The sequence below is a fragment of the Umezawaea sp. genome (genome assembly GCF_036375055.1).
Taxonomy (GTDB): Bacteria; Actinomycetota; Actinomycetes; order Mycobacteriales; family Pseudonocardiaceae; genus Umezawaea.
Genome location: NZ_DASUSQ010000046.1, coordinates 82,176 through 109,084 on the forward strand (window position 1 = coordinate 82,176; position 26,909 = coordinate 109,084).

The window sequence follows — 26,909 nt, forward strand, 5'->3', positions numbered from 1 at the left end:
CGACGATCCCGTCCCTGCGGGTCGGCACAAATGGATGTCGGGTCCACCCGCTCCACCGGTTCAGCGGACGTCGGCGGTCGACCGCTCCTCGCGCGCGGGCTCCCGCGGCTGGAGGGTGGCGCCCTCCACGTCGAGCCGGGGCAGCCACCGCAGCCGGCGCGGTAGCCACCAGGCCCGTTCGCCGAGCAGGGCCATGGCCGCCGGGACGAGCACCATCCGGACCACGAACGCGTCGACGAGGATGCCCGCGGCCAGCGCGAACGCGATCGACATCATGGTCGCGTCCGCTCCGGGGAAGAACCCGGCGAAGACCGCGAACATGATGGCCGCCGCCGCGACCACGACCGGGGCCGCCTGCCGGAAGCCCGTGCGGATCGCCGCGGTGTTCGGTTCGCCGTCGCCGTGGGCCTCGTGCATCCGGGACACCAGGAAGACCTGGTAGTCCATGGCCAGGCCGAACAGGATGCCGACGACGAGGATCGGGGTGAGGCTGATCAGCGGGCCGGGGTCGTCGATGCCGAACAGGTCGCTGAACCAGCCCCACTGGAAGATCGCCACGGAGGAGCCGAGCGCGGAGCCGATGGTCAGCAGGAAGCCCAGCACGCCCACCAGGGGCACGAGCAGGGACCGGAACACCAGGACCAGCAGCACGAACGCCAGGCCGACGACGAGCGCCAGGTAGCCGGGCAGGGCGGCGTTGACGGTGGCGGCCACGTCGACGCCGACGGCGGTCTGCCCGGTGACGTAGGCGCGGGGGTCCTCGCCGCGCAACCGGTCGCGGATGTCGTCGACCAACCGCTCCGTGGCCGCGCTGGCCGGACCGGACCCCGGGATGACGGTGAGCAGCGCGGCGGTGCCGTCGGCGTTGGGCACCGGGTCGGTCACCACCGCGACGTCGGGCAGGGCGGCGAGGGAGGCCTTGGCGTCGGCGGCGGCCCGCGGGGCGCCCGCGCCGTCGAAGAACACGGTGAGGGGGCCGGTGAAACCCGCCCCGAAGGCGTCGGCGAGCATCAGCTCGGCCCTGCCCTGGGTGGTGCTCCCGGTGGGCGTGGCGGCGAGGGTGGTCCGCAGCGAGAACAGCGGGATGCTCAGCGCGCCGAGCGCCGCGGTGGTCAGCACCAGCGCGACCACCCGCCTGCGGGTGACCCCGTCGACCCAGCCGCGGAAGAAGCCCCGGTCCCGGTGCGCGGGAGCCGGTTCGCCGGTCGGCGCGGCGCGCTCCCCGCGGGGGAGCGCCCGGCGGCCGAGCAGCGCCAGCACCGCGGGGACGAGCGTGGTGGCGATGAGCACCGCGATGACGACGGTGAAGGCCCCGGCGACACCCATCTGCGTGAGGAAGGGGATGCCGGTGACGAACAGGCCGACCAGTGCGATGACGACGGTGAGACCGGCGGTCACCACGGCGGCGCCCGCGGTGCCCACCGAGGTGGCGACGGCGGTGCCGACGTCGTGGCCGCGGCGCAGCTCGTGGCGGAACCGGCTGACGATGAACAGGGCGTAGTCGATGCCGACCGCCAGGCCCAGCATCGTGGCCAGCAGCGGCGTGGAGGAGGTCAGGTCGACGAAGCCGGTGGCGATCTGGATGCCGCAGACGCCGACCCCGACGCCTACCAGCGCGGTCAGCAGGTTCATCCCGGCGATCGTCAGCGCGCCGTAGGTGACGACCAGCACGACGAGGGCCGCGAGCACGCCGATGAGTTCGGCGGAGTGCGCCCCGCCCCCGCCGACCTGGACGGCGTCCCCGGACGCCTCGACGGTGAGCCCGCCGCTCCGCGCTCCGGCGACGGCGTCCGAGAGGGCGTCGTGCTGGGCCTTCGTGAGGTCGAAGGAGCTGACCTCGTAGGTGACGGTGCTGTAGGCGGTGGTCAGGTCCGGCGACAGGGCGGTGGGCGTCGGCTGGAGCGGGTTGGTCGCCGAGGCGACCCCGTCGAGGCCGCCCAGCCTGGTGACGAGGTCGCTGACGGCGGCGGTGTTGGCCCCGGTGGTCAGCGTCTGCCCCTCCTGGGCCTTGACGACGATCCGCGCGGTCGCGGTGCCACCGCCGCCTCCGCCGAACTCGCGCTCGATGAGGTCCATCGCCTCGACCGACTCCTGGCCGGGCAGCGAGAAGGTGTTCACCGTGGGGCCGGACAGCTGACCCGCGCCGACACCCGCGCCGATGAGCACCACCAGCCAGGTGAGGATGAACAGGGCCGGGCGCCGGTAGGCCGCGGCGCCGACGCGGAAGAGCAGGCGTGCCACGGTGATCAGCCCTCCGCGCGGTCGCGAAGGGACGGACGGGGGGCGGGGGTGCGGTCGGCGAGCGCCGGAACGTGGAGGCGGGACATGGTGTCCAGCCTGTCTCCCCCCACCGCGGACGGCATCGCTCGCCAGGTGGCTTTCCGGGCCCCGTCCGCTAGTCCTCGCGAGCTACGTCCCCGGCGTCGCGGGCACCGCCGCGGTCGCTCCGCGACGTGGACGTCCTGGTGCGCCGTCGTCCCCCTTCGACATCGCGTAGTCCTGGAGGACTAGTGGCGACGTCCGGGTGTCGATCCGGCGGCCGATGCGACGAGGGCGCGCGGAGAGCATCCTGGGGAGGTGTCGTCCACAGTGGAACCACCCGACCGGTCGTCCCGATGGCCCCCGCACGAGCAGGTCGGCACGACGACCCCGCTGAGAGCGGCCGTCCGCGACCTCTGGCCGCTGCTCGCGGTGGTCCTGCTGGGTCTGCTGGTGCTGCGCGATTCCGGGATCACCGCTCCGCCCTGGCTGGTCGTGCTGGTGGTGGTCGCCCCCCTGCTCCCCGCCCTCGGGCGGCACCGCCGTCCGGTGCCCGCCTTCCTCGGCACCGCCGCGTGCGCGGTCGCCGCCTTCGCCGCCCTCGGGCTCAGCGGTCACGAACTCGTCGTCCCGGTCCTGGCGCTCACCGTCTGCCTGGTGACCGTCGTGGACCGGGAACCGGACCGGGTGGTCGTCCCGGCGGTCGTGGCGTGCCTGCTGTTCGACGCCGCCACCGTGCTGACGCCCATGGCGCCCGCCCCTGGGGCCACCAGGCCGGTGTACGCCCTGGTGGCGCTCACCGGGGCCGCCGTGCTGCTGGGGCGCAACCGCCGGGCCCGGCGTGCCGTGCTGGCGGGGTTGCGGGAACGCGCGGAGACCGCCGAACGCACCAGGTACACGCTCGCCCAGGCCGCCGTGGCCGAGGAGCGGCGGCACATCGCCCGAGAGGTGCACGACATCGTCTCCCACAACATCGCCGTGATGACCAACCTGGCCGACGGGGCCGCCGTCGCGTTGCGCCGCAACGCCGAACCGCCCGGCGCGCTCACCGCGGTCGAGGCCATCGCGAGCACCGGGCGGGAGGCGATGGAGGAGATGCACGCCCTGCTCGGGGTGCTGCGGGACCCCGGTGAACGCGACGAGCCCACCCGGCCGCCCGCACCGGGGATCGACCAGCTGCCCACCCTGGTGGAGCAGGTCAGGGCCGCAGGCCTGGACGTCGCGCTGGTTCGGCACGGGAACTCCCGCTCCGTCGGCGGCGGCACCTCCCTGACGGCGTACCGCCTGGTCCAGGAGGCGCTGAGCAACAGCCTGCGCCACGCCCGCGACGCGCGGTCGGCCGTGGTGACGCTGCGGTGGTCGACCGATCAGCTCGTCCTCGACGTCGTCGACGACGGGGCGTCCCCCGGCGCGGCCCCGGCAGGCGGCGGGCACGGCCTCATCGGGATGCGAGAACGGGTGCTCGCCCACGGCGGCACGATCACCGCGGGGCCGGGTACCACCTCCGGGTGGCGGGTCACCGCACACCTTCCGCTGGCCACACCTCACGCGGGGAGCCCGACATGACCACGGTGGTGCTCGTCGACGACGAACCGCTCGTCCGGCTGGGCCTGGGCATGGTCCTGGACGGCAGCGACGACATCGAGGTGGTCGGCCAGGCGGGCGACGGCGAGGAGGCCGTGGCCCTCGTCGCGCGGTTGCGGCCCGACGTCGTGGTCATGGACATGCGGATGCCGGGGACCGACGGCGTGCGGGCGACGCGGCGGATCGTGGCGTCCGGACTGCCCAGCCGGGTCCTGGCCCTGACCACGTTCGACCTGGACGAGTACGCGTTCGCCGCGCTCCGGGCGGGCGCCAGCGGGTTCCTGCTCAAGACCTCCGACCCCCGGCTGCTGGTCGACGCGATCCGCACCATCGCCCGCGGTGACGCGGTGGTCGCGCCGCGGGTGACCCGGCGGCTGCTGGAGACCTTCGCCGAGCACCTGCCGACCGGCGACGCCCCCACCACCGACCCGAGGGTGGCCCGGTTGACCGACCGCGAACGGGAGGTCCTCGTCGAGATGGCCACCGGCAAGTCCAACGCCGAGATCGCCCGCGACCTCGTCGTCTCCGAGTACACCGTCAAGGCGCACGTCGCGCGGGTGCTGGGCAAGCTCGAACTCCGCGACCGGACCCAGGCCGCCGTCTTCGCGTTCCGGCAGGGCCTCGCCCGGTGATCCGCCCCTCGTCCCCCGGCCGCGGTGCGGCTCGGCCACCACCGCGGCCACCCGACCGTCGACGACGCCCACCCACCGGCGTGGAGCCCGCGGGCCGGGCCGTGGACCCGGTCCTGTCGGGTGCGGGCCGCTCGCGGCCGACACCCGACAGCCGGGTCAGACCGCGATCGGCCCGAAGATCCAGTTGCCCGTGGAGCTCTCCTCCGGGCTGCGGAAGAACTGCTCGTTGGCCGCGTGCAGCTCGTCGCGGCTGAGCCAGCCGTTGCCGTCCAGGTCGAGCTTGTCGAACGCGGTGCTGCTCGCGTCCTCGGACAGGCGGAACGCGCTGGCCGTCATGCGCACGTACTCGGTCCGGGTGATCCGGCCGTCGCCGTCGACGTCCATCAGGTCGTAGAAGGCGTCGGCGATCGGTGCGATGTGGGTCCGGTAGCCCTCGTCGGACGTGGTCACGAACCGGTCCATGCCCGAGGAGTACTCCCCGACGTCGACGCGCTCGTCCCCGTCGGCGTCCATCGGGAGCGTGACCGCCTCCCACAGCCTGTTGTAGCGCTCCCGGACGAGCCCGCTCTCGGACGAGCCCGGCGCGTACCCGAACGCGGTGACGAACCGGTCGGCGGAGGCCGTGTAATCCATCTTGTCGATGGTGCCGTCGTCGTCCACGTCCAGCAGTGCGAAGAGGTGTGCGAATTTTCGTCTTTGCAACTCGTTGAGCATGGGACGCGACCCTTTCATCTCGGGCATTGCCGTGACAGCATGAAACACTACTTTCCGTGATGCCGCCAGGGGAAGGTCGTTCTCATGGATTACCACGTCGTGGACGGGGCCAACGGTTTTGTGGCCTCCCACCTCATCGCCGCGCTCGTGGCGCGCGGCGATGAGGTGGTCGCTTTGGCGCGCGCCAGTGGGGAAGTCGTCCGGAGAAAGGTCGCGGACGCCCTGACCACACTGCACCTGGATCCCGACCTGGTGAGGAAAGTCCAGTTCACAGCCTTCTCGCTCGCTCGATCCGACCTGGGAGCATCAGCGCCTGATGTATTCCGGAAACCGTGCGCGTATTGGCACGGCGCCGCCCTCATCACGTTCTTCCCGCGCCGCGAGGCGGAACTGCACGCCGTCAACGTGGTCGGCTCGGCCAACACCGTGGCCGCGTTCACCGAGCACGCCCGACCCGGCTCCAGGTACGTCCACGTCGGCACCGCATACCAACACGGCACTACTCAGGGTAAAGCGATTGAGCAATGGCCTGACTATAGTCACCCGTCCGAGTTCAGAAATGACTACGAGCATTCCAAGAGAGTGGCCGAGGTCGAACTCTCGCAGTCCGGACTGGCGCGGAACGGTGACGTGCTGGTCACTCGACTAGGTGTCATGGTCGGACACTCCGGAACCGGCAGGGCGCTGTCCGACCTCGGGATCTACGACTTCATCAGGGTCATCGCGCTGTTCGCGAGGCGGAGCCCCGGCGAACGCGTCCGCTTCGTCTGCCACCCAGGGGCGGCGCTGCACCTGACCCCCGTCGACGGCACCGTGGACCGGATGCTGGCGCTGGCCGACGGTCCGCTCGACCGGCCGGTGCGTCACCTCGTGCCCTCGACCGCGGTACCGGTCACCGACCTGTTCGCCGCGATCTCCGCGCACCTGCCCGTCGAACTGGTCGCGGTCACCGCCGCCGACGTCGAGGCGGAGCCCTTCGGCAGGTTCGAGGCGATCGTCAACATGCGGTGCAAGTTCACCTCCCCCTACCTGAGGTACGAGTACGAGTTCGAGTCCCACCCGGACGCCGAGCCGCCACCCGTCACGCCTCGGATCCTCGACCTCCTCATCTCCTGGTACATCCGCGAAGGACTCCCCGAATGACGGACTTCGTCACCCGCTTCCGCGCCCGCCCGCGCTCCGACCGGAAGGTCACCTACCTCCCCGACGGACGCCCGCCGGTCGAACTGACCCACGCCGAACTCGACCGGAGGGCAAGGGCCGTGGCGCACTGGCTGACCGGGTCCGGGATGGCGGGCGAACCGGTGCTGCTGCTCTACCCCGCCGGGCTGGACTTCCTCGTCGCGTTCCTCGGCTGCCTCTACGCGCGGGCCGTGGCGGTGCCCGCGCCCCTCCCGCTGTCCGGGGCCTCGCGCGTGGACCGGGTGGGGCTCCTGGCCGAGGACTCGGGCGCGCGGATGGTGCTCACCGACGAGGCGCACGTGGCCGCGCTGGGCGGTCTGGCGGCGCGGACCTTCGACGAGACGGCCGACCCCGGTCCCCTGGAACCGCCGGAGGTGGACGCCGACACCGTCGCCTACCTCCAGTACACCTCCGGATCCACCAGCAGGCCGCGCGGCGTCGAGGTCACCCACGGCGGTCTGACGCACAACCTGGAGCTGTTCGGGAAGGTCAGCGGCGCGGTCCCCGTGCGGCGGCTCGGCGGCTGGCTGCCGCACCACCACGACATGGGACTGGTCGGTCTCCAGTTGCAGGCCCTGCACGCGGAGGCCGACCTGGTCCTGCTCTCGCCGGAGGCGGTGGTGGCCCGTCCGATCCGCTGGCTGCGCGCGATCAGCGACCACCGCGTGGACTGGACCGTGGCCCCCGACTTCGGCTACGCGTGGGCGACCCGCAGGGTCGGCGACGAGGAGCTCGGCGGACTCGACCTGTCCTGCCTGACGATGGCGGTCAGCGGAGCCGAACCGATCCGGATCGCCACGCTGGACGCGTTCGCGGACAGGTTCGCGCCGGTCGGGTTCCGGCGCACGGCGCTGAACCCCGGCTACGGGCTCGCCGAGTCCACCCTGGTGGTGACCTGCACGTCACGCGGCCTCGGGCCGACCGTCCTCTCGGTCACCCCGGCCTCGCTGGCGGCGGGCGAGGTCGTGCCCACCCCGGACGCCGACGGTGTGCCGCTGGTCGGGTGCGGCGAGCCCGACGCCATGGACGTCCGCGTCGTGGACCCGGCCACCGGCGTCGAGGTGGGTGACGGCACGGTCGGCGAGATCACGGTGTCCGGGCCCAGCCTCGCCGCGGGCTACCACGGCGACCCCGCCGCGACGCGCGCCGCGTTCGTCACCGGCCCGGACGGCCGGTGGCTGCGCACCGGCGACCTGGGGTTCCTGCTCGACGGGCAGCTGTACGTCACCGGGCGGCTCAAGGAACTCCTCATCGTCCGCGGCCGGAACCTGTACCCGCAGGACATCGAGCTCTCGGCGCGGGAGGCGCACCCGGACGCGGGCAGGGGCGCGGCCTTCGGCGTGCGGGACGCCGAGTCGGTGGAGCACGTCGTCCTGGTGCAGGAGATGCGCCGCGCCGCGCGGGGCGTCCCCTCCGAGTTCGCCGACGCCGTGCTCGACGCCGTGACCGAGCAGTTCGGCGTGTCCGCGAGCATCGTCGTCGTGCGGTCGAACGCGATCCGCCACACCACGAGCGGCAAGGTGCGTCGAGGGCACATGCGCGAGCTGTTCCTCACGGGCGGACTGCCGTCCCTGCACAGCGCCCTGTCCCCCGCGGTCACCGCCGTCGTCGCCTCGGAGGGGGTCCATGTCTGACGAGTCGTTGAGGGCGTGGCTGGTCGACGCCGTGGCGGGCTACCTGGGGCTGCCGCCGTCGCGGGTCGGCACCGGGGTGAAGCTGCGGTCGCTCGGCCTGGACTCCGTGCACGCCATGGGGCTGTGCGTCGACGTCGAGGAACGCTGGGGGATCCTCGTGGAACCCACGCTGGTGTGGGACTTCCCGACCATCGACGCCGTCGTGGCGCACCTGGGAGGGCGGATCGACCGGACGTGAGCGCCGGGTCTCGGGGAACCGTGCGCCGGGTCGGCGGCGGACGCGGGGCGTCCCCACCGGGCACCCGCACCGATCGCGGGAGGAGTGGTCGACGCCCTCCACCCCGCGCAGGCAGACCAGTGCCCCGTGGTGGAGCGCCGCCTGAACCGGGCGGCTGAGGTGGCGGGGAAGAACAAGACTGTTCTTCCCCGCCGTCGCCGTGCACGCTCGACGGCACTGATCACCGACCTCGGGGGGACCGCGTGGCCGTGTCCGGTGGTGGCATCGACCGTGAGATCGACGTCGAGCAGGAGTACCTGACGGCCCTGTACGTCCGCCTGGACGCCGTGCGCGAGGAGGCCGCCGAGCGGCTGGCGGCCCGACGGGCCGAGGGGGACCGGGACGCCGCCGCGGTCTGGCGGGCGGAGGTGGCACGGCTCGACGCGGCGGAGCAGGGGTTGTGCTTCGGGCGGCTGGACCTGCACGACGGACGGCGCGTCCACGTCGGCAGGCTCAGCCTGTTCCGGGACCAGGACGGCGAACCGCTGCTGGTGGACTGGCGCGCTCCGGCCGCCAGGGCGTTCTACACCGCGACGGCGGTCTCCCCGGACGGGGTGAGGCGACGGCGGCGCATCACGACGCGGGGCCGGACCGTCGTCGCGCTGGACGACGAGTTGCTGACCCCGGACGGTGCCCGCGACGACGACCTGGTCGGTGAGGCGGCGCTGCTGGCGGCGGTGACCGCCGAGCGGACCGGGCGGATGCGCGACGTCGTGACGACCCTCCAGTCCGAACAGGACCGGATCATCCGGCACGGGACCAGCGGGGTGCTGGTGGTGCAGGGCGGTCCCGGCACGGGGAAGACGGCCGTCGCGCTGCACCGGGTCGCGTACCTGCTCCACACCCGTCCGCACCTGCGCACCCGCGGTGTCCTGGTGGTGGGTCCCAGCCGGGTCTTCCTCGACTACATCGGCCAGGTCCTGCCGGGTCTCGGCGAGCACAGCGTGGTGACCGCGACCATCGCCGACCTGAGACCGGACGTCGAGGTCAGCCGGGTGGACCCGCCGGGGATCGTCGAGCACAAGGGCGAGGCGGTCATGGCCGAACGGCTGGCGGCGGCCGTGCGGTCGCGGATCCGGACACCGGACCACGTGGTCGACGTCGAGTTCGAGCAGCAGGTGCTGCGGCTCGACCCGCGCTGCTGCGACCGCGCCGCGCGGAAGGCCCAGCGGTCCGGGCTTCCGCACAACCAGGCCAGGTTGGTCTTCCAGCAGGCGGTCGTGGACGTCCTCGCCCAACGCCTGACCGAGTCGATGGAGGCCGTCGTGCTCACCGACACCGGCGAGGCGATCGACGGCGGCGACCCCGACGGCGGGCTCGGCGAGGCCGATCTGCGTGCGCTGGCCGCGGCGGGTGTCGTGATCGACCGGGACGATCGCGACGACGGGCCGAGGACCCTGTTGGACGAGGACGACCGGGCCGGTCTGCGGGACTCGCTGCTCGCCGACACCGGCGTCCGGGCCGCGCTCGACGCGCTGTGGCCGCCGCTGACCCCGGAGCGCGTCGTGTCGGACCTGCTCGACGAGCGGGCTGACGGCTGGAGCGCGGCGGACGTGCCTCTGCTGGACGAGGTCGCCGCCCTGATCGGCCAGGGCACCGCCCGCGCGACGTTCGGGCACGTGGTCGTCGACGAGGCGCAGGAACTGTCCGAGATGGCCTGGCGGATGCTGATGCGCCGGTGCCCCAGCAGGTCGATGACCATCGTCGGGGACCTCGCGCAGACCGGGAACCCGGCCGGCACCTCGTCGTGGGACCGCGTGCTGCGGCCACACGTGCGGGACCGGTGGCAGCTCGCCCGGCTCAGCGTCAACTACCGCACACCGGCGGAGGTCATGGCCGCCACCGCCGACCTGCTCGCGGCCCACCACCCCGGAACGCCGCCACCCCGGTCCGTCCGCTCGACCGGAGAACCACCGTGGCGCACCGGCACCGCGGACCTGGTCGCGACCATCGCCGACCTCGCCGCGGCGCACACCGACGGCCGACTCGCGATCATCTCCCCAGGGGTCCACATCGAGTCCCTGGCCGCCGCGCTGTCCCTCACCACCCCGCCGGACCTGACCGGCGAGGTGGTGCTGCTCACCCCCGACCAGGCCAAGGGCCTGGAGTTCGACTCGGTCCTGATCGCGGACCCCGCCGAGATCCTCGACTCCGCACCACGGGGCCACAACGACCTCTACGTCGCCATGACGAGGGCGACCCACCGGTTGGGCGTCGTGCACCCCGGCCGACCACCAGCCGAGCTGTCCGCGCTGCGGGAGCTCCACCCGGACGCGACCGGACAGGCCCTCGGCACGGCACCACCCATCGACTAGACGACCGGTCTAATTGAGTGCTACCGTCCGCCCATGCCGACCGCACCAGGGAGCACCGACACCCGCCGGGGCATTCTCGACGCCGCTCAGCGGATCATGGCGCACAAGGGGTACGCCGCGGTCGGCATCAACGAGGTGCTCGCCGAGGCGAAGGTGCCGAAAGGCTCCTTCTACCACTACTTCAGCTCGAAGGACGCCTTCGGCGAAGCCATGATGAAGAGCTACTTCCAGGAGTACCTCGCCGACATGGAGCGCGTCCTGGAGCAGGGTGGCCGGTCGGCCGCCGAGCGGCTGATGACCTACTGGCAGCAGTGGTACGACACGCAGAGCGTGGACGAGTGCCACGGCCGGTGCCTGGCCGTGAAGCTGGGGGCCGAGGTGTCGGACCTGTCGGAGGCCATGCGCCTCGCGCTCAAGGAGGGCACGACGGCGATCGTCGACCGCCTGGAGCGGACGATCGACCAGGGGCTGCGGGACGGCTCCCTCACGATCACCGGGCAGGCCCGCGCGACGGCGGAAGTCCTGTACAACACCTGGCTCGGCGCCAGCGTGATGGCCAAGATCCACCGCAGCGGCGCACCGCTGGACACCACCATGGCGGCCACCCGCCTGCTGCTGGGCCAGTAGAGCGCCGCGTCGTCCACCACCGGTCCCAGGCGTGTGCCCACATCAAGACGACCGGTCTGCTGAAGGAGTACCAGTGAAGGTTCTCGTAGTCCTCACGTCCCACGACGAGCTCGGCGACACCGGGCGCAAGACGGGCTTCTGGCTCGAAGAGCTGGCGGCCCCCTACTACCGCTTCACCGACGCGGGCTGGCAGGTCGTGCTCGCCTCCCCCGAGGGCGGGCGGCCGCCGCTCGACCCGGTGAGCAACGAACCGAACTCCCAGACCGACGACACGCGCCGCTTCGAAGCCGACCCCGAGGCCACCGCGGCCCTGGCGACCACCGCACGGCTGGACTCCGTCACGGCCGACGACTTCGACGCGGTGTTCTACCCCGGTGGGCACGGGCCCCTGTGGGACCTCGCCGAGGACGCGGACTCCGCTCGGCTGATCGAGAACACCCTGCGTTCGGGCAAACCGGTCGCGCTCGTGTGCCACGCGCCCGGCGTGCTGCGCCACACCACCAACGAGGACGGCACCCCCTTGGTGCGGGGCAGGGACGTCACCGGCTTCGCCAACACCGAGGAGGCCGGGGTGCAGCTCACCGACGTCGTCCCCTTCCTCGTGGAGGACGAACTGGTGGGGCTGGGCGGGAACTACTCCAAGACCGACGACTGGCAGCCCCACGTCGTCCGCGACGGACTGCTGATCACCGGCCAGAACCCGGCCTCCTCCGCCCCCGCCGCCGACGCCCTCATCGCACTGCTCGACGAGCGCTGAGGGACCCCGCGCGGGTCCGTCCCGTCACGGGCCGGACCCGCGCGGGTCCGTCCTCGCCGGAGCGGGTGTCCGGGCCGTCCTCGGCGGTGTTCGCGGTCCTCGGATGAACGCGATCACGGAACGGTGGTGGCGGACACGGAGATCCGGACGAGCCCCCCGGTCCCCCACCACAAGCCGAGTCGGTGCTCGGCGAGGTCGTAGTTGACCGTGACCTCGCCGGTGGCGCGGTTCTCCCAGCTGTTGTGCACGGGGGCGCCGTGCGCCCGCACGTAGGCGTCGACCGGTTCGCGGTGCCCGACGAGGTCGAGCCCGGAGATCACGCGGTCGGCGCCCCGGCAGAGCGCGACGTCGACGGTGACCTTCTTCACCAGCCCGTCGAGCAGCGCGACGTCGACGCCGCCGGGACCCGGGACCACGGGATCCAGAGCACTCCGCCGGACGGTCGCGCCGGGGAAGAGCCTGAGCAGCTCCGCGTACGGCGCGGAGCCCTCGGACGAGCCCAGGGCGGCGTACACCGTCGAGATGGCACCGGTCAGGGACGTCCCGGGGACAGGAGGCAGGTCGGTCGGGACTTCCTCGACCCTCCGGGGTGCCGGCCGTGGGTCCGACCCGCCGAAGGCGGCCACCCGGTCCCAGACCCAGTCGGCCATCGACGCGGCGACGGGTACGTCGGGATGTCCGGGTCGACGCTCGACCAACTCCCCGAACGAGACGACGACCAGGTACGCCCCGGCGTCGTCGGTCATCACCTGCTCCCAGGCCTCGTTCTCCGGCCAGTCCGGGTGCGCCGCCGGGTCGGCCCCGATCTCGGCGCTCGTGTCGACGATCTCGGCTGCCGACATCAGGCGGAACGGCGCGGCCAGCCCCCAGGCAGCGCCGGATCCGGGCCGCTGGCCGTCGTGCCAGGCCACCAGGTCCTCCGCGACCATGGAGCCGACCTCGTCGCCGTGAGGCACCTCGGAGAGCGAGACCCCTGGCCGCAGCGCGGCCCGCAGGTCGGCGGGCGCCACCTCGTCCAACGCCGCCAACGCGGAGGCCAGGTCGGTGCCGGTCACCTGGTCGCGGAGCTGCCGCCACCCCAGCTCGATCACCCCGGTGCGGCGGACGTCCTCCAGCGTGATGTCCTGGGCGTGAGCGTTCTCGACGATCCTCAGCATCGTCCGAGCCGTCCCCACCAGGTTGTGCAGCAGGTCCTCGGTCGGGTTCTCCCGCAGCAGGCGCAGACCGAGCTGTTCGGCATCGGTGAACCGGTACCGCACCAGGTAGGACCAGCCGAGCACCAGGGCGATCCAGGGGTTCGCCGCACCGGCCCGCACGGCCTCCTCGGCCGAGGGGACGAACCTGTCGAGCGGTGCGAAGCTCCCCAGGAGGTACGCGGCGCGCTTCCCGAGCGCGTTGCCGAGCGCGTCCGGCGCCGTCCGGGAGCACAGTGCCACCGCCTCGTCGAGGTGGCGCCACCCGTCCTCGTGCTCCCCGTGGAGCGCCAGGGCGAACCCCAGCTCCATCCAGTCGTCCCACTCCCCGTGATCCTCGGCCAGCACGGTGCGCGCCCACCGCAGCGCCTCGGGGTGATCGTGCTCAGCCAGCGCCAGGTGCCGGAGGGCACGAGCCGCGTTGGTGAACTGGCCGTCGCGGCGACCGGCCACCTGGAGGAAGAGGCGCCGCGCCTCGTCCGCCTCGCCGCGGACCTCCCGGTGGTTGCCGAGCAGCAGCGACGCGCTGCTCCGCTCCGGCTGGGCCGCGAGCACCCGCGACGCCAGCACGGCGACCTCGGGGTGCGACGGTTGTGCCGCGAACAGCTCCCAGGCCAGGTCCAGGTCCCGCTCCACGGCGTCGCCGTCGTCGGAGGCCGTGCGGCCGACGTCCCTCACCGCATGCCTCGCCGGACCCGGTACGCCCGCAGCTGCTCGAAGGTGCCGTCGTCGACGCCGTACTCCAGCACCGGCGCCACCTGGTCGAACCAGGACGTCGTGGACGGGGTGACGCCGCCGACCGCGGCCAGCACCGCGTCGGTGGTGACCGGCACCAGCTCACCCCTGTCCATCGACTCGATCATCGCCTGCTGGAGCACGGTGGTCGTCAGGTGAGTGAGGTCGGCACCGGAGAGCCCCTCGGTCACCGCCGCGACGGCGACCGCATCGACACCGTCGGCCGGTCTGCCCTCCAGCACACCCCGGACGATCGCCGCCCTGGCGGTCGCGTCCGGCGGCAGCACCAGCACCGTCTTGTCGATCCGACCCGGTCGACGCAGCGCGGAGTCGATGTCCCACGGCCGGTTCGTCGCGGCCAGGAAGTAGACCCCGTCGTTCACGCCTGCCACGCCGTCGAGCTCCTCCAAGAGCTGGGTCACGAGCATCCGCATCGACTGCGATCCGCCACCACCGGAGGTGCGCCGCCCGCCGAGCGCGTCGAACTCGTCGAAGAAGATCACGCACGGCGCTGCCGCGCGTGCGTTGCGGAACACGCTCTGGACGGCCTTCTCGCTCTCCCCGATCCACTTGCTGAGCAGGTCCGCGAGGGTCACGTGGATGAAGGACGCTCCGAGATCGCCCGCGATCGCCCTGGCGATGAACGTCTTCCCGCAGCCGGGCGGGCCGTACATCAGCAGCGACCCGCCCGGCTTCTGCCCGAACGCCGCCGCCAACTCGGGATTGCGCAGCGGAGCCAGGAACACGGTGTCCAGGTGCCGCTTGACCTCGGCGAGACCCGCGACGTCGGCCAGCGTCACCGCCGGGCGCTCGGCGTCCCACGCCGACGCGGCGGCACCGCCGTCCCGGCGGTCCTCGTCGACCGGCGTCGGGACCGGTCCACCGGGGCGCCCCGTCGGCGCGGACAGCGCGCTCTCGGCGGGCGGCGGCGGGTTCGAGGCGCGCAACCGCGCCGCCAGCAGCCGGGCGCGGAGCAGGCGGACCCGCGCGGGATCGCCGCCGAGGGCCTCCAGCGCGTCCAGTTCGACGGCGGCCCGGCCCGGATCCCGCTCCAGCAGCAGCGTGACGAAGTCCTCGCGCAGCGCCGGGTTGCCGGGGTCGGCCTCCACCTCGCGCGCGATCACCTCGACGAAGCCGTCGCCCGGATCGGCGCCGTTCACCGCGCGGCCCCGTCGACCCAGCCCTTGAGCAGACCCAGGTTCGCCAGCGGGATGTAGTGGCCGAGCCGCGGGTGGTCCAGCGTCACGCCGAAGACGCCTGCCTCGCCGAACGAGGCGACGTAGTCGATCGCTCCCGGCACCGGGACGCCGAACAACGGCACCGCACCGCCCTCCGCGTCGGTCAGCCCGAGGGCGCGGGCGGCGTCACCTGCCCGTGCGGCACTGCTGTAGAGGCAGATCATCGGCCCCTGCTCGGCCGCCGCGGCGTAGGGACGGGGCTGCTCGGCCGAGCCACGCGCGATGAAGAACCAGTGCTCCAGCGCGGTCACCTGCCGCCACAGCGCGATCTGCGCCGCGGTGTCCCCGGCGGGCGCTGCCCTGACCGCCTCGTCGAGGCGGTCCAGCTCGGCGACGGTCTCGGGGTTGTTGTCCATGGCCACTCGGTTCTCTCGTCTGCTCGGCTGTCCGCGCGGCGGTCGCGGCCCCGAGGGCAAGCATGCCTCCGAGCACGGCGAACAGGCGGTTGGACATGTCGTCGTGGCCCTGTTTCTCCTCACATCGGCCAGGTCGCCCCCGCGCAGCGGCGCCCGTACGATCCCCGCACATGACAGCGCGTCGTTTCACCGGCACGGTCCGCGAGGAGGGGCGGGGTCGGGTGGTCGTGCCCGTCCCGTTCGACCCCGACCAGGTCTGGGGTGTGAAAGCGCGGCACCACATCACCGGCACCGTCGACGACGTGCGCGTCCGCGGCGTCGTCGAGGCTTCCGGCACCGACCGCTGGGTCGTCCTCACCCCCGCCTGGCTGCGCGACCACGCCCTCGCCCCCGGCGACCGCGTCGCGGTGGTGCTGGCCCCGGAAGGCCCGCAACGCGCCGACCTCGCCGAGGACATCGCGTCCGCGCTCGACGCCGCACCTGCGGCGGCCGCGCACTTCGACTCCCTCGCCCAGTTCTACCGCCGCGCCTACCTGCGCTGGATCGACGGCACCGCGCGCCGCCCGGAGCTGCGCGCGGCGCGGATCGCCGAAGTGGTCGACCTCTTGGCGGCCGGGATCAAGCAGCGCCCCAAAACCTGACCGCTCAGCCCGCCGGGCAACCGCCCCTCACCGCGACACCGCGGAGCCGAGCCCCGTTCCGGGACGACGGCCGCGTTCACCGACGCCCGCTCCCGCCGGTGCGCGGGTGCAACGCACCTCCAGACCGGGACGTGGGGCCGTCCGGTAGTCCGTTCCACGCTCCGTCCCGCTCGACACGACGGTCAGCGCTGCCGGCGGGCCCCGGAACGCCCGGCGACAGCCGGTTCGGGCGTCGCGATCGCCACCGGCGCGAACGCGCCCGCGGGGGACGACCGCGGCGGTCCTGGCCGAGTGCCCCGCACGACGCGGAACGTCCACCGGGGCACCTCGGAGACCGTCGTCCAGGCCGGGAGCATCGGTTCGGTGGTCTTCACCGGGGACCGGAAGGTGGCGATCGCCATCGTGGCCGCCGCGGTGGTGGTCGCGGCGGCCGTCGTCCTCAGCGGCGGGGATGCCGAACCCGCTGTCTCCGCGCCCCCGCCGACGACCACGGGTTCCCCGGTGCCCACCGAGCCGCTCCTCGTCACGCCGGAGAGGAACACCCACATGTGCGAGGGCGACTGGACCACGCCCAAGGCACCGCACCAGCTCAGCCCGCCGCCTGCCGGTGCGACGCGGTGGACCGAGTGGGGCCTGGTGTCCGACGGGGCCGCCACGGAGCACAACCACGTCACGGTGACCGTGCACGGCGCTGCCGGTCCCTACAGCGTGGTGCTCACCGGTATGTCGGTGACCGTCGACCGTGCCGCCCCGATGACCGGGACCCGGCTGACGAAGCGGTGCGGTGGACCCGAGCACGTGCGCCTGGTCGAGGTCGACCTCGACGAGCCGGAGCCCCGGCCGACCGGGCTCGACCTGACGCCGACGATGCGGACGTGGGCCGAGGAGAACGCCCAACCCGCCGAACCGGTGCGGTTCCCCTACGAGGTGAGCCCGCTGGACAGCGAGACGTTCGCGGTACGGGCGCACACCACCACGTGCGACTGCGCGTGGCGGCTGGAGATCCACTGGGCCGGCGGCGGACGCCGCGGCACCACCGTGGTCGACGACGACGGGCGTCCGTTCCGGGTCACCGCCTCCCCCGCGGGCACCACCACGTGCAGCGTGGTCACCGACCCCCCGCTCTGCGAGGCGCACTAGTGCACGTGATCGTCAAGGCCACGATCGCGGCGAGCGCGTTGGTGCTCGCCGCGATCGGCATTCGGATCGCGCAGGACGCCTCGACCACGGCGCCCCCTCCGCCGACCGCCGCGGCACCACCGTCGACCACCTCCGCCACCACGCCCGCGCGGCGGCCGTGCGGCACGGTGCTGACCGAGGACGCGAGCAGCCTCCCGCTCGACCAGACCACCCTCACCCTGGTCCGGTCGATCCACGACGCCGCCTGCCGGCACGACCACGACGACCTCGTCCTGCTCATGGAGCCCCGGTTCGGTGGCGGCACGGCGCACGAGGCCATCGCGGGGACGCTCGCGGCGACACCGGAGGGGGCCGCGTTCGACACCCTGGCCGCCGTGCTCGGAACGGCGGCCGAGGGCGGCCAGGGCGGGATCACCTACTGCACACCACGGGGTGACTTCGCGTCGTTCGACCGGGGCACGATCACCCGGCCCGGCGGCTGGAGCGACTTCGGGATGGCCAGGGGCGAGAACGCGCCCTGCCGCTGAGGCACCAGCCCACCGGCACCGGCGCGCGACGGCGACCTCCGACCGGGTCGCGGTGGTGCCCGTCGCCCGCTGTCACGCCCGCGTGGACGGGATGTCCAGCCGCGGCAGCACCAGCGGGTCCTCACCGGGGTCCCGGTCGGCGGGGCGATGCCGGTCGGCGGCGTCCACCCGGTCGCGGCCACGCGGTCGGGATCCCCGGCAGGCGCCCCGGCCCGGAAGTCGACGATCGACCTCGGCGACGGACATAGCGGAGCGGTCCACGTCAGCGCGTCCGCGACCGAGCGCTGCGGCTGGTCCCGCACGTCTCGACCGGGTCGGTCGCGGGCGCCGGAGCACAGGCCACGGGCGCGGACGAGCGCGGTCGTCTCGTCGCGGACCGCCCTGCTCGTCCCCGTGGCCGGGCTGCGCCGCTCTGGCACGGGAACCTCCACCGGGCTACCTCAGGTCGCGCGGTCGGGCGACGGGGGCAGGGGCTGGAGGGACTTCCACGTGAGTTCGGGGAGCGGGCCGCTGGTGATGTCGAGGTCTCCCCTGGCGCGGGCGTAGAACTCGTTGCGCAGCCGCATGGCGTTGCGGTAGGCGTTCAGGAACGCGGACGGGTCGGGGTTTTCCTCGCGGAGGATGTGCTCCAACTGCCACACCTGCTCGCTCCACGCCCGTGCGGCGGAGATCGTCGCGGGCTCGCCGAGGAGCAGGACGGTCTCCCACCGGGCGGCGCGGTCGGTCTCCCCCTCGGCGAGGGCGGTGAACGCGGTGTCGAGGTCGACGGGCTGCCCCGTGGCCAGCAGCCCCTTGGTCTCCGCGATCCGACGGCACAGCCGGACCATGTGCTTGACCGCGCCCGCGTACTCCGAGTACGCGAGGAGGCGCTTGTCGTCCCAGCGGGCGGACTGCGTCCGCCGCCAGCGGGCTCGCTCGATGGTGGAGGTGAAGAGGAACGTGGCGGCTGATCCGAGCAGGACACCGGCGATGGTCAACACCTGCGCAACGATCGGGTTCACAGGTCGCAGCCTGCCACCTCCCAGGACGCCCCACACCCCGTTCGGAGAAGCGGGCAGGGTGTCCGGGGGGATTCGTCCCAGCCCTCCCGAGCGGACCGCGGTTCAGGCCCGCGCCTCGCGGACGTCCTTGCCGCGCTCGGCGAACGCCTTGAAGTCCTCCATGTGCCGCAACGACTGCTTGCGGAAGGAGCCGGGCATCACGAGCCCCACCAGCCGCATCGCCAAGCCGCTGAACCGGTACTCGTTCTCGTTCACCCAGAGCGTCGTCCCCTGGCCGGTTTCGGTCAGGCGGTCGCTCACGGCGCTCCACATTCCCTTGCCGACGATCTCGCGCTCGAAGTGGACGACGGCGTCCCCCGCGATCCCGTGCAGGTCCACCGGTTCCCGGCGCGTGACGGTCTCGGTGCACTCGAACTCCTGCCGCCCCGTCCGCAGCACGACCCGCGACGTGGTGCCGACCTGCCCGTGCTCCCCGCTCAGCGGCTCGTGCAGCACCAGGCCCCGCAGCCACTTCGGCAGGTGCTCCGGGTCTGCGAGCAGCTGAGCCACCTTCTCCCGAGGCAGGGCGATCTCCATGGAGACGGTGTACTTCACGGCGGCACGCTCCTGTTCTCGGGTGAACGGACGCACACCAACAGCCTCGTTCTACCTGAATCGGCCCTGCTTCATCGTCGCACCGGCCGAAGCGCCGCGCATCTTGGTCCGGTAACTGGAACTCACCACCCCGACTCCTTTCGACCGGATCGCCGAACCGAACCGTAGCCGCGCGTTTCGGGACGGGTCCCAGGACGGGAACCGCAGGACGGGACAAGGGAGCGACACGCCGGAGAACCGGTGCGGTCCACCGTGGTGGACCTGGTCGGCACCGGTTCAGCGCCGGTTCAGCGCGGTGCGCGATCTTCCCGTCGACCCGTGCGACGAACAGGAGGAACGACCCATGACGCTGTACCGAAGGAGATGGCTCGCCGGTGCGGGTGCCCTCAGCGCCGCGACCGCGCTGGTCGTGGCCGGTGTGGCGATCGCGCAGCCGCCGACCGGGGCGGGCACGAACGTCTCGACGTGCAACAACCCGGTGCTGAACAAGACTCTCGCCGAGTGGGGCTCGCTGCGCGGGGCGAGCGCGGTCCGCGAGGCCGTCGCCGACCACCGGTCGGCGAGGTTCGCCTACGCGCAGAGGAACAACTCCGTGCTGAACCCCTCGTTCTACCTGCCGCAGCAGCAGGTCACGAGCGGTGAGGTGTGGACCTTCTCCTACGACGTGGCGGCCGAGCAGAGCGGGCGTGCCCGCGTCGAGGTCGACTGGTACTCCACGCCCGAGGGCGACAACAGCGGGTACCTCGGGAACGTCCCCGGCACGTGGGTGTCGTTCGCGGCCGGTGGGTGGACCCGCGTCGCGGGCGAGTTCACCGTTCCGCCCGGTGCGGTGCGGGCGAACGTGGTCACCGACCACGAGTACACCGCCACCGGCGCGAGCTTCCGGGCGACCGCGTGCGACTACCGCGTGGGCTCCACCACGACCACCACGACGACGACCACCACGCCCCCGTCCAACGACCAGGCGCAGGCGGCCGTTCGGCACGGATGGGGCGCACCGCTGCCGAGCTCCGACGAGTTCAGCGGCACCGGTGCCGTCGACCCGGCGAAGTGGTCCGTGCCCAGCGGCACCGTCGGCGGGACGGCGGGCTGCTGGGAGGGGCACAACGGCAACGGCAGGCGCTGCGCGAAGAACGCCGCGGTGTCGGGCGGGATCATGAGGATGACCGGTGAGGCGAACGGCGACACGGGCTGGCTCAAGCACCGGCTCGACCGGCAGTACGGCCGCTGGGAGATCCGCTCGCGCTCGCAGAACACCGGCACCTCGGGCGGTCGGTACCACGTGCTGCACCTGATCTGGCCGACCTCCGAGCGGTGGCCCCAGGACGGCGAGTACGACTGGGTCGAGTACACCGATCCCGACGCCCAGTGCCTGTCGGCGTTCCTGCACTACCCGCACCCCTCGAACGTCGGCGTCCAGCAGGAGTACCGCGAACGCTGTCCGGTGGACATGCGCCAGTGGCACAACTTCGCCTTCGAGTGGACCGCGTCCGGCTTGGTCGGCTACGTGGACGGCGTCGAGTGGTTCCGCGTCTCCGGCGGTGGCGGCCCGAACGGGCGGCAGAACATCCAGACCATGCCGTCGGGGCACCTCAACATCCAACTCGACAACTTCACCGGCGACAGCGGCCTGCGCGCGGCGGTGTTCGAGGTCGACTGGGTCCGCGTCTACAACTGACCCGCCCACGGCGGAGGAGGCGCGGCGGTGGTCCCGCCGCACCCACCGGGTGCGGCGGGACGCTACCGGGCGGTCACCGCGACCGGGCGGTCCAGGGCGGGGTCGTTCCGCAGCATCCGCTCGTACAGGCGGTGCAGGTCAGGTCCGGGGCCGGTGCCCGTCGCGACGCCCGACGCCCGCCGCGCGTGGTGGAAGGCCCGGAACGCGTCGGTGGGCCGTCCCGCGCGGTACAGGGCCACCATCAGCAGCCCGTGCAGCCGCTCGTGCCACGGGTGGGCGGCGACGAGGACGCGCAGCTCCGGAACCAGCTCCGCGTCCCGTCCGGCCCGCACCTCCAGGTCCAGGCGCTCCTCCAGCACCGCCAGGCGCTCCTCGGTCAACGCCTGCTTGATCGAGGCGACGCCGGGCGCGTTCACGTCCTCCAGCGGCTCGCCCCGCCACAGGTCCAGCGCTCGGCGCAGTGCCGCCGCCCGTCCTTCGCCGCGGGACCGCGCGACGAGCGCGCGAAACCGGTGGAGGTCGATCAGCGCCGGGTCCACCTCCAACACGTAGCCCGCGGTGTGGTGCGCCAGGCGAACGCCCGGATCGATCGACAGGATCCGCCGCAGACCCGACACGGCCTGCTGCACGACGTTGCGCGCCGTCCGCGGCATCCGGTCGTCGTCCCACAGCGCGTCGACGAACCGCTCGAACACCACCACACGGCCGACGTCCTTCAGCAGCAGTGCCAGCACGCACCGCTGCTGCGCCTTGGGGACCGCGACCTCCAGGCCCCGGTGCCACACCGCGACCGGCCCCAGCAGACCGAATTCCACACGCACCCCCGGTCATCCCTCCACCACCGACCCCTCGGCGCCCGTCTTCGCCACGGCGGCTCCAGCGGGTCTAGCCGGAACCTCCTGGTCGCCCCTTCCTCAGGATTTCCGCCAACTCCCTGGCCGTGTCGTCGGAAATCACGTCCTGCGCGGTGACCACGCTCTTGACCGCGGCGCGGAACGCCCGGCTGAACTCGGTGTAGTTGGCGGTCCTCGGGCGCAGCCCGGCGTCCCGCAACGCCCCGCGCACCTGGCCGAGGTGCTCTCCCCTTGCTCGGTCGTACACCGAGTCCCTGGTCGGTGCGAAGCCACCGATCTCGGCCAGGATCTGCTGGCTCTGCGCGCTGGTGAGGAACTCGACGAGGGCCTGCGCGGCCTTCGGCTCGTCCGTGTGCGCCGAGATCGCCAGGTTCTGACCGCCGAGCACGCTCGGCGTGGGCGGGATCGCGGCGCGGAAGGTGACGCCCGCCGCGTCCAACTCGTCCCGCCGGTCGGTCAGCTGCTCGCGGGCGACCGCCCAGTTCCGCATGAACGCGGTGCGCCCCTTGGCGAACTGCTCGACGGCGTCGGGGGCGGTGGTGTCCTCGGGTAGCGGGTCGTCCAGGGCGACACCGGGTGTCCTCGTCTCCGCGTTGAGCTTGCGCATGCCCTCGTAGTCGTTCTTCGTGAAGCGCACGCGGCTCTTGTCGGGGGTCAGCGTGACGTCGCCGTCCTCGGTCACGACCTCACCGCCCGCCGCCCGGATGGCCTCCAGCGCCTCGACCATGAACATCTCGCCGGAGAACTGGGCGGTGTTCGCCGCTTCCAACCCACCTCGCGCCTCGGCCGCGGGGATGCCGGAGTGGCCGTCCCAGCTGGTCGGCGGGGTGATGCCCGGGATGTCGGTGCGGTGGTAGATCAGACCGACGTCGGTGTTGAGCGGTAGCGCCCACAGCTCGTCGCCCACCTCGCAGGTGCGCCGCGCAGGGGCCATGAAGTCGTCCAGGTCGTCGCCGGAGTTCGACCGGTCCACCGCACGGAGGTAGCCGTTGTCGATGAACTCCGTCATCCACACCACGTCGAGGACGTAGATGTCGGCCTCGTGCTCACCGTCCTGCCTCGCGTCGCTGGTGATGCGTTCGTGCTGCTCGTCGGTCTCACCGGCCGCGGTCACGATCCTGGCCCTGTGTCGCGGGCGGGATTCGTTCCACTGCTCGACCAGGGTGTTGCGCGGGTCGCCGGGGCTCAGGTCCGACGCCGTCATGATGACGAGTTCGCCGGTCTCCAGCGGGGACGGCAGCAGGACGCAGCTGCCCAGGCCGAGGACCAGGACCGTGCTGACGACGCCGACCGCCTTCAGCGGGCGGACCAGTGCCTTCAGAACTCGCTCCGCCACCGAGGGGAACGGTCCCGACCACTGCCAGAACTCCTTCGCCGCACGGGGCAGGGCGGTGATCAGCACGCTCGACACGACCAGCATCACCCCGGTCGCGGCGAGGTGGGGGATGCCGTCGACCCGCCACCACTCGTCCGCGTCCGCGGCCAAGCGCGCGGACGTCGAGGTGACCACGAGGGTAACCAGGACGAACAGGACGATGAGCGGAACTCGACAACCGGGCCGTCGGCCCACCGGATCAGTCATGCCTTCCTCCGGTCGAAGCGGTCGCCCCCCGTCGAACGCGAGTCGCGGGACGAAGCGACGCCCTGGCCGGAACGGGCCGTCGGCGCACGTCGCCCGGCCACCGCCGCGGACGTCACCACGCGCTCGCGGGCAGGTCCCACCACGTCCTCCTCGTCGGGAACGATCCGCACGCAGCATGGCGGTAGAGGTCCGGGAGGGTTCCCGCGAAAGCCTGGAGAGCTGCTTGTTCGACTGGATACGATGCGGAGAAGGTCACACGGGGAGAGCGAATCGTGCAGACGGAGCAGCTCGTCGCCAACAGGTACCGGCTGGAGGAGCAGATCGGCTCCGGGAGCGGCGGAGTCGTGTGGCGGGCCACGGACGAACGCCTCGGCAGGCCGGTCGCGCTGAAGCGAGCGCTGTCCGGGGACGGGGACCCGCAGCGGTTCCGGCAGTTGGAGCGCGAGGCGAAGCTGCTCGCCCAGCTGAACCACCGGCACGTCGTGACGATCCACGACGTGCTCGACGACAACGGCGAGTGCTGGCTGGTCATGGAGTACGTGCCCGCGCGGAGCATGGCCGAGCTGGACGTGGTCGCACCTCGGCAGGCCGCGAAGCTGGGCGCGCAGATCGCCGACGCGCTCGCGGCGGTGCACGCGAAGGGGATCCTGCACCGCGACATCAAACCCGGCAACGTCCTCATGATCTCCGACGACGAGGTGAAGATCGCCGACTTCGGCATCTCCCGCGGCGCCACGGGTGAGCAGACCGTGACCTGCCCCGGTCTGCTCACGGGGTCACCGGGGTACGTGGCGCCGGAGGTGGCCAACGGTGCCGCGCCGACGGCGGCGTCCGACGTGTTCTCGCTGGCGTCCACGCTGTTCGCCGTGGTGGAGGGCGAGTCACCGGTCGGCGCGACGAACGACGACGTGCAGCGGCGCCTCCGCCGGGCCGCCAACGGGGCCATCGCCTCGCCGCGCAGGAGCGGCCCGCTCGCGCCGGTGCTGGAACGGATGCTGCGGGTCGACGCGGACCAGCGTCCCACCGCGGCCGAGGCGCACGAGATCCTCGCCGACGTCGCGGGCGTGGAGGCGACGCGGCGCGCACCCCGCCCGAGGTCCCCTCGGCGCCGCGGACTCCTCGTGACCGCCGGGGTGCTGGTCGCGGTCGCGGCGGTGGTGGCGAGCTGGATCGCGTTCTCCGGTGGACCCAGGACACCGACGGGGCCGGTGCTGGCCGACCCGAGGACCGCCGATCCGTGCGCGCTGCTGCGCGACGCGTCCCAGGCCCTGGAACCGTTCGGGAACCCCAACCTGGTGTCGGACAACTCCGGGTTCAACCAGTGCAACGTCATCGTCAAGAAGCGCGGGAGGGAGGCGAACGTCGTAGCGTTGATCGACAACACTCCCAGCGATCAGCCCCTCGTGCAGGAACAGGACAGGGGGCGGTACCGGCTCGTGACCGAACCGGCGGGTGAGGGGTCCTGCAAGCGCAGGTTGCTGTTACCCGACCGCTACGAGATCAAGATCGAGGTGACCAGGGCCAACGGGATCGAGGCCAACGCGTGCGACATGGCCGACGCCACCGTCCGGAGCGTCGACGCGGTGATCACCGAAGGACCGGTTCCCACGCGCCGAGCCGAGAACCCGGCGTTGCGGCCGGACTCGCTCAGCCGGACGAACGCGTGCAGGGCCAAGGACTCGCCGTCGTTCCCCGATCGGTCCGGGATCGACCGCGCGAATCCGGAGGTCGGCTTCGGCCGCTGGAAGTGCACCTGGACCAGTACCGCCGACGGGACCGTTTACCTGCTGCGCTTCACCCGTGCGGAGCTGTTGGGCAAGTCCGGTGCGACGATTTCGATGATCGACAACCGGCCTTCCGCGACCAGCTACCCCGGAGACAAGCCCAGCGACGACAAGTGCGAGATCGAGGTGTACAACCTCACCTACGTGGACTCCTACGGCCACGAGAAGAACGAGGTGCTGGAAGCCACTGTCATCGGCAAGCACCTGCCCCCGGACGAGCGGTGCGGGCTCGCGACCCGGTTGGCCACCGCCTTCTTCCCGTCACGGTGACGCGGGAACCCTCCCGCGGGTCTCGGACAGGCTGACGGACGCGCTGCTCACCCGAGGTGCCAGGAGGCTGACATGCCAGAGGAACGGCCGAACGAGCTCCCGGCGAACCACCACAGCCTCGCCCTCGGCGTCTCCGTCGGCGTCGCGCCCGGCATGCTGCACGTGCTGGCGGCGACCGGCGGCATCACCCTCGGCCCCAAGGAGGGGCGGACCGTCCTCTTCGGACGGAGCAGGCCGGACGTGCACGTCTGCGTCGGCGAGGACGACCTGCGCGTCAGCAGGGAGCACGGGGCGCTCACCTGTCGCGGTGACCGGTGGTGGATCAGCACGCTGGGCCGCCTCCCGTTGCGGCTGCCCGAATCCCGCCTGCTGTTCCGGCAGGACGACCCGATCCCGTTGCGAACGGGGTACACCCCGCTGTTCGTCCGCGGCTCCCACGAACGACTGCACCTGCTCGAAGTGCACGTGCAACCCGAGGAGGGCGACCGACCACCGACCGACCACCACGCGCCGACCCGGCCTCCGCGCACGTGGCACCTCAGTCCCGTGGAGAAGCGCGTGGTCGTCGTGCTCGCCCAGCGGTACCTGCTGCACGAGCTGCACCCGATCCCCCTGTCCTGGCGCCAGGTCGCGGAACACCTCAACGAGATCCGGCCGGACGACGACTGGAACCACAAGAGGGTCGAGCGCGTCGTCGCCGAGGTGCGGAACCGGTTGAGCAGGAACGGTGTTTCCGGCCTGACCCGCGAGGAGGTCGGCGAGCCCATCGGGAACACGCTGAACCACAACCTCATCCGCGAGCTGATGGAGAGCACCACCCTCGTCCCACCGGACCTGCGCGTCCTCGACCACGACGGCTGACACCACCGCGGTGCCACGTCCCGGTTCGGCGCGGAGGAGCACGAACGGGTCTTCCCGGTCGGCGGACGCGGTGGTCGAACCCCACGATCCGCCGCCGGAAGACCCGCACCGCGGTCGCGCGCCTAACTGCCGAGCGCGTACCCGTGGTTGGCGGCGTACCAACCGGCACCGCAGTCGGCGACCGAGGTCTCGTGGACGCGGACACTGCGTCCGTACACCACCTTCTGCGGCACCAGGTCACGCCGGCAGTAGGCGATCGCCATCACCGTGCTCAGGGCGCCCGCACTGCTCGTGCACCGCGCCCCCACCCTCGGGGTGTCGATGAAGTAGCTGGAGCAGTTGGTGATCGCGCCGGCAGGAGACGCGCTGAACACGGTCACCCCCGCGATGGCGAGGGCTACTGCGAACGCCGCCGTTGTCTTGCGCATGCTCACTCCGATCGACGGGGGTCAGGTCGTGCACACCGCCGATCGT

General features: G+C 72.5%; 25 protein-coding genes. 14 read left to right on the top strand and 11 right to left on the bottom strand.

The features are described from left to right. Positions 1–60 precede the first annotated feature (60 nt). Positions 61–2,241, bottom strand: a complete 2,181-nt coding sequence (locus VFZ92_RS13765) for an MMPL family transporter (RefSeq protein ID WP_330876285.1) — start codon at positions 2,239–2,241, stop codon at positions 61–63. Between the two features lie 336 nt (positions 2,242–2,577). On the opposite strand from VFZ92_RS13765, the gene VFZ92_RS13770 reads away from it, so the two are divergent. Then, entirely contained in the window at positions 2,578–3,825 is a 1,248-nt protein-coding gene (locus VFZ92_RS13770) for a sensor histidine kinase (RefSeq protein WP_330876286.1), read from the top strand. Next, the gene (locus tag VFZ92_RS13775; protein WP_330876287.1) at positions 3,822–4,475 is read left to right on the top strand and encodes a response regulator transcription factor; all 654 of its coding nucleotides are present in this window, start codon (positions 3,822–3,824) and stop codon (positions 4,473–4,475) included. The genes VFZ92_RS13770 and VFZ92_RS13775 overlap by 4 nt, the downstream gene beginning before the upstream one ends. Positions 4,476–4,631: 156 nt before the next feature. Here VFZ92_RS13775 and VFZ92_RS13780 read toward each other — a convergent pair whose 3' ends face one another. Continuing rightward, positions 4,632–5,189 (bottom strand): EF-hand domain-containing protein, encoded by a 558-nt coding sequence (locus VFZ92_RS13780; RefSeq protein WP_330876288.1) that lies wholly within the window; start codon positions 5,187–5,189, stop codon positions 4,632–4,634. An 84-nt stretch (positions 5,190–5,273) separates the two neighbouring features. On the opposite strand from VFZ92_RS13780, the gene VFZ92_RS13785 reads away from it, so the two are divergent. The 6 genes from VFZ92_RS13785 (at position 5,274) to VFZ92_RS13810 (ending at position 11,981) form a co-directional block, all read left to right on the top strand. Beyond that, positions 5,274–6,332 carry an SDR family oxidoreductase gene (locus tag VFZ92_RS13785; protein WP_330876289.1) on the top strand — a complete coding sequence of 353 codons (1,059 nt, stop codon included), beginning with the start codon at positions 5,274–5,276 and terminating at the stop codon, positions 6,330–6,332. Next, positions 6,329–8,005 (top strand): fatty acyl-AMP ligase, encoded by a 1,677-nt coding sequence (locus tag VFZ92_RS13790; protein WP_330876290.1) that lies wholly within the window; start codon positions 6,329–6,331, stop codon positions 8,003–8,005. The genes VFZ92_RS13785 and VFZ92_RS13790 overlap by 4 nt, the downstream gene beginning before the upstream one ends. Further along, positions 7,998–8,243 (top strand): acyl carrier protein, encoded by a 246-nt coding sequence (locus VFZ92_RS13795; RefSeq protein WP_330876291.1) that lies wholly within the window; start codon positions 7,998–8,000, stop codon positions 8,241–8,243. Before VFZ92_RS13790 ends, VFZ92_RS13795 begins: the two co-directional genes overlap by 8 nt. A gap of 242 nt (positions 8,244–8,485) precedes the next feature. Beyond that, positions 8,486–10,597, top strand: a complete 2,112-nt coding sequence (locus VFZ92_RS13800; protein ID WP_330876292.1) for a HelD family protein — start codon at positions 8,486–8,488, stop codon at positions 10,595–10,597. A gap of 33 nt (positions 10,598–10,630) precedes the next feature. Continuing rightward, the gene (locus VFZ92_RS13805; protein ID WP_330876293.1) at positions 10,631–11,224 is read left to right on the top strand and encodes a TetR/AcrR family transcriptional regulator; all 594 of its coding nucleotides are present in this window, start codon (positions 10,631–10,633) and stop codon (positions 11,222–11,224) included. Positions 11,225–11,297: 73 nt separating this feature from the next. After that, entirely contained in the window at positions 11,298–11,981 is a 684-nt protein-coding gene (locus VFZ92_RS13810; protein ID WP_330876294.1) for a type 1 glutamine amidotransferase domain-containing protein, read from the top strand. A 113-nt stretch (positions 11,982–12,094) separates the two neighbouring features. Here the strand turns inward: VFZ92_RS13810 and VFZ92_RS13815 are convergent, their stop codons facing one another. Genes VFZ92_RS13815 through VFZ92_RS13825 form a run of 3 tightly spaced genes read right to left on the bottom strand, consistent with a single transcriptional unit; the run spans position 12,095 to position 15,503 of the window. Beyond that, on the bottom strand, positions 12,095–13,852 hold the full coding sequence (locus tag VFZ92_RS13815; protein ID WP_330876295.1) for a tetratricopeptide repeat protein: 1,758 nt from the start codon (positions 13,850–13,852) through the stop codon (positions 12,095–12,097). Continuing rightward, positions 13,849–15,069: an ATP-binding protein gene (locus VFZ92_RS13820; protein WP_330876296.1), complete on the bottom strand. Its 1,221-nt coding sequence runs from the start codon at positions 15,067–15,069 to the stop codon at positions 13,849–13,851. Before VFZ92_RS13820 ends, VFZ92_RS13815 begins: the two co-directional genes overlap by 4 nt. After that, complete coding sequence (locus VFZ92_RS13825; protein ID WP_330876297.1) at positions 15,066–15,503, bottom strand: hypothetical protein; 438 nt, start codon at positions 15,501–15,503, stop codon at positions 15,066–15,068. The genes VFZ92_RS13820 and VFZ92_RS13825 overlap by 4 nt, the downstream gene beginning before the upstream one ends. Before the next feature lie 170 nt (positions 15,504–15,673). Between VFZ92_RS13825 and VFZ92_RS13830 the strand changes: the two genes are divergently transcribed. The 3 genes from VFZ92_RS13830 to VFZ92_RS13840 all read left to right on the top strand — a co-directional run bounded on the left by VFZ92_RS13830 (position 15,674) and on the right by VFZ92_RS13840 (position 17,811). Next, a complete protein-coding gene (locus tag VFZ92_RS13830; protein WP_330876298.1) occupies positions 15,674–16,144 on the top strand; it encodes a YdeI/OmpD-associated family protein in 471 nt (156 codons plus the stop codon). Between the two features lie 291 nt (positions 16,145–16,435). Continuing rightward, positions 16,436–17,284 (top strand): hypothetical protein, encoded by an 849-nt coding sequence (locus VFZ92_RS13835; RefSeq protein ID WP_330876299.1) that lies wholly within the window; start codon positions 16,436–16,438, stop codon positions 17,282–17,284. Beyond that, the gene (locus VFZ92_RS13840) at positions 17,284–17,811 is read left to right on the top strand and encodes a hypothetical protein (RefSeq protein WP_330876300.1); all 528 of its coding nucleotides are present in this window, start codon (positions 17,284–17,286) and stop codon (positions 17,809–17,811) included. Before VFZ92_RS13835 ends, VFZ92_RS13840 begins: the two co-directional genes overlap by 1 nt. A gap of 72 nt (positions 17,812–17,883) precedes the next feature. On the opposite strand, the gene VFZ92_RS13845 is transcribed toward VFZ92_RS13840, so the two are convergent. From VFZ92_RS13845 to VFZ92_RS13855, 3 genes are all read right to left on the bottom strand, one after another. Further along, complete coding sequence (locus VFZ92_RS13845; protein ID WP_330876301.1) at positions 17,884–18,072, bottom strand: hypothetical protein; 189 nt, start codon at positions 18,070–18,072, stop codon at positions 17,884–17,886. A 179-nt stretch (positions 18,073–18,251) separates the two neighbouring features. Next, a complete protein-coding gene (locus VFZ92_RS13850; protein WP_330876302.1) occupies positions 18,252–18,812 on the bottom strand; it encodes a hypothetical protein in 561 nt (186 codons plus the stop codon). A 102-nt stretch (positions 18,813–18,914) separates the two neighbouring features. Further along, a complete protein-coding gene (locus tag VFZ92_RS13855) occupies positions 18,915–19,406 on the bottom strand; it encodes an SRPBCC family protein (RefSeq protein ID WP_330876303.1) in 492 nt (163 codons plus the stop codon). Positions 19,407–19,749: 343 nt separating this feature from the next. Here VFZ92_RS13855 and VFZ92_RS13860 point away from each other — a divergent pair, with 343 nt between their 5' ends. Continuing rightward, on the top strand, positions 19,750–21,084 hold the full coding sequence (locus tag VFZ92_RS13860) for a glycoside hydrolase family 16 protein (RefSeq protein ID WP_330876304.1): 1,335 nt from the start codon (positions 19,750–19,752) through the stop codon (positions 21,082–21,084). Between the two features lie 62 nt (positions 21,085–21,146). Here the strand turns inward: VFZ92_RS13860 and VFZ92_RS13865 are convergent, their stop codons facing one another. Together VFZ92_RS13865 and VFZ92_RS13870 are read right to left on the bottom strand one after the other, a co-directional pair. Further along, entirely contained in the window at positions 21,147–21,905 is a 759-nt protein-coding gene (locus tag VFZ92_RS13865; RefSeq protein WP_330876305.1) for an AfsR/SARP family transcriptional regulator, read from the bottom strand. A gap of 64 nt (positions 21,906–21,969) precedes the next feature. Further along, positions 21,970–23,520 (bottom strand): extracellular solute-binding protein, encoded by a 1,551-nt coding sequence (locus tag VFZ92_RS13870; protein ID WP_330876306.1) that lies wholly within the window; start codon positions 23,518–23,520, stop codon positions 21,970–21,972. A gap of 272 nt (positions 23,521–23,792) precedes the next feature. Here VFZ92_RS13870 and VFZ92_RS13875 point away from each other — a divergent pair, with 272 nt between their 5' ends. Both VFZ92_RS13875 and VFZ92_RS13880 read left to right on the top strand, forming a co-directional pair. Continuing rightward, positions 23,793–25,574: a serine/threonine-protein kinase gene (locus tag VFZ92_RS13875; RefSeq protein WP_330876307.1), complete on the top strand. Its 1,782-nt coding sequence runs from the start codon at positions 23,793–23,795 to the stop codon at positions 25,572–25,574. Between the two features lie 72 nt (positions 25,575–25,646). Continuing rightward, positions 25,647–26,435 (top strand): FHA domain-containing protein, encoded by a 789-nt coding sequence (locus VFZ92_RS13880; RefSeq protein WP_330876308.1) that lies wholly within the window; start codon positions 25,647–25,649, stop codon positions 26,433–26,435. Between the two features lie 122 nt (positions 26,436–26,557). Here the strand turns inward: VFZ92_RS13880 and VFZ92_RS13885 are convergent, their stop codons facing one another. Then, positions 26,558–26,863, bottom strand: coding sequence for a hypothetical protein (locus VFZ92_RS13885; RefSeq protein ID WP_330876309.1), 306 nt, complete (start codon positions 26,861–26,863; stop codon positions 26,558–26,560). Between the last annotated feature and the right edge of the window lie 46 nt (positions 26,864–26,909).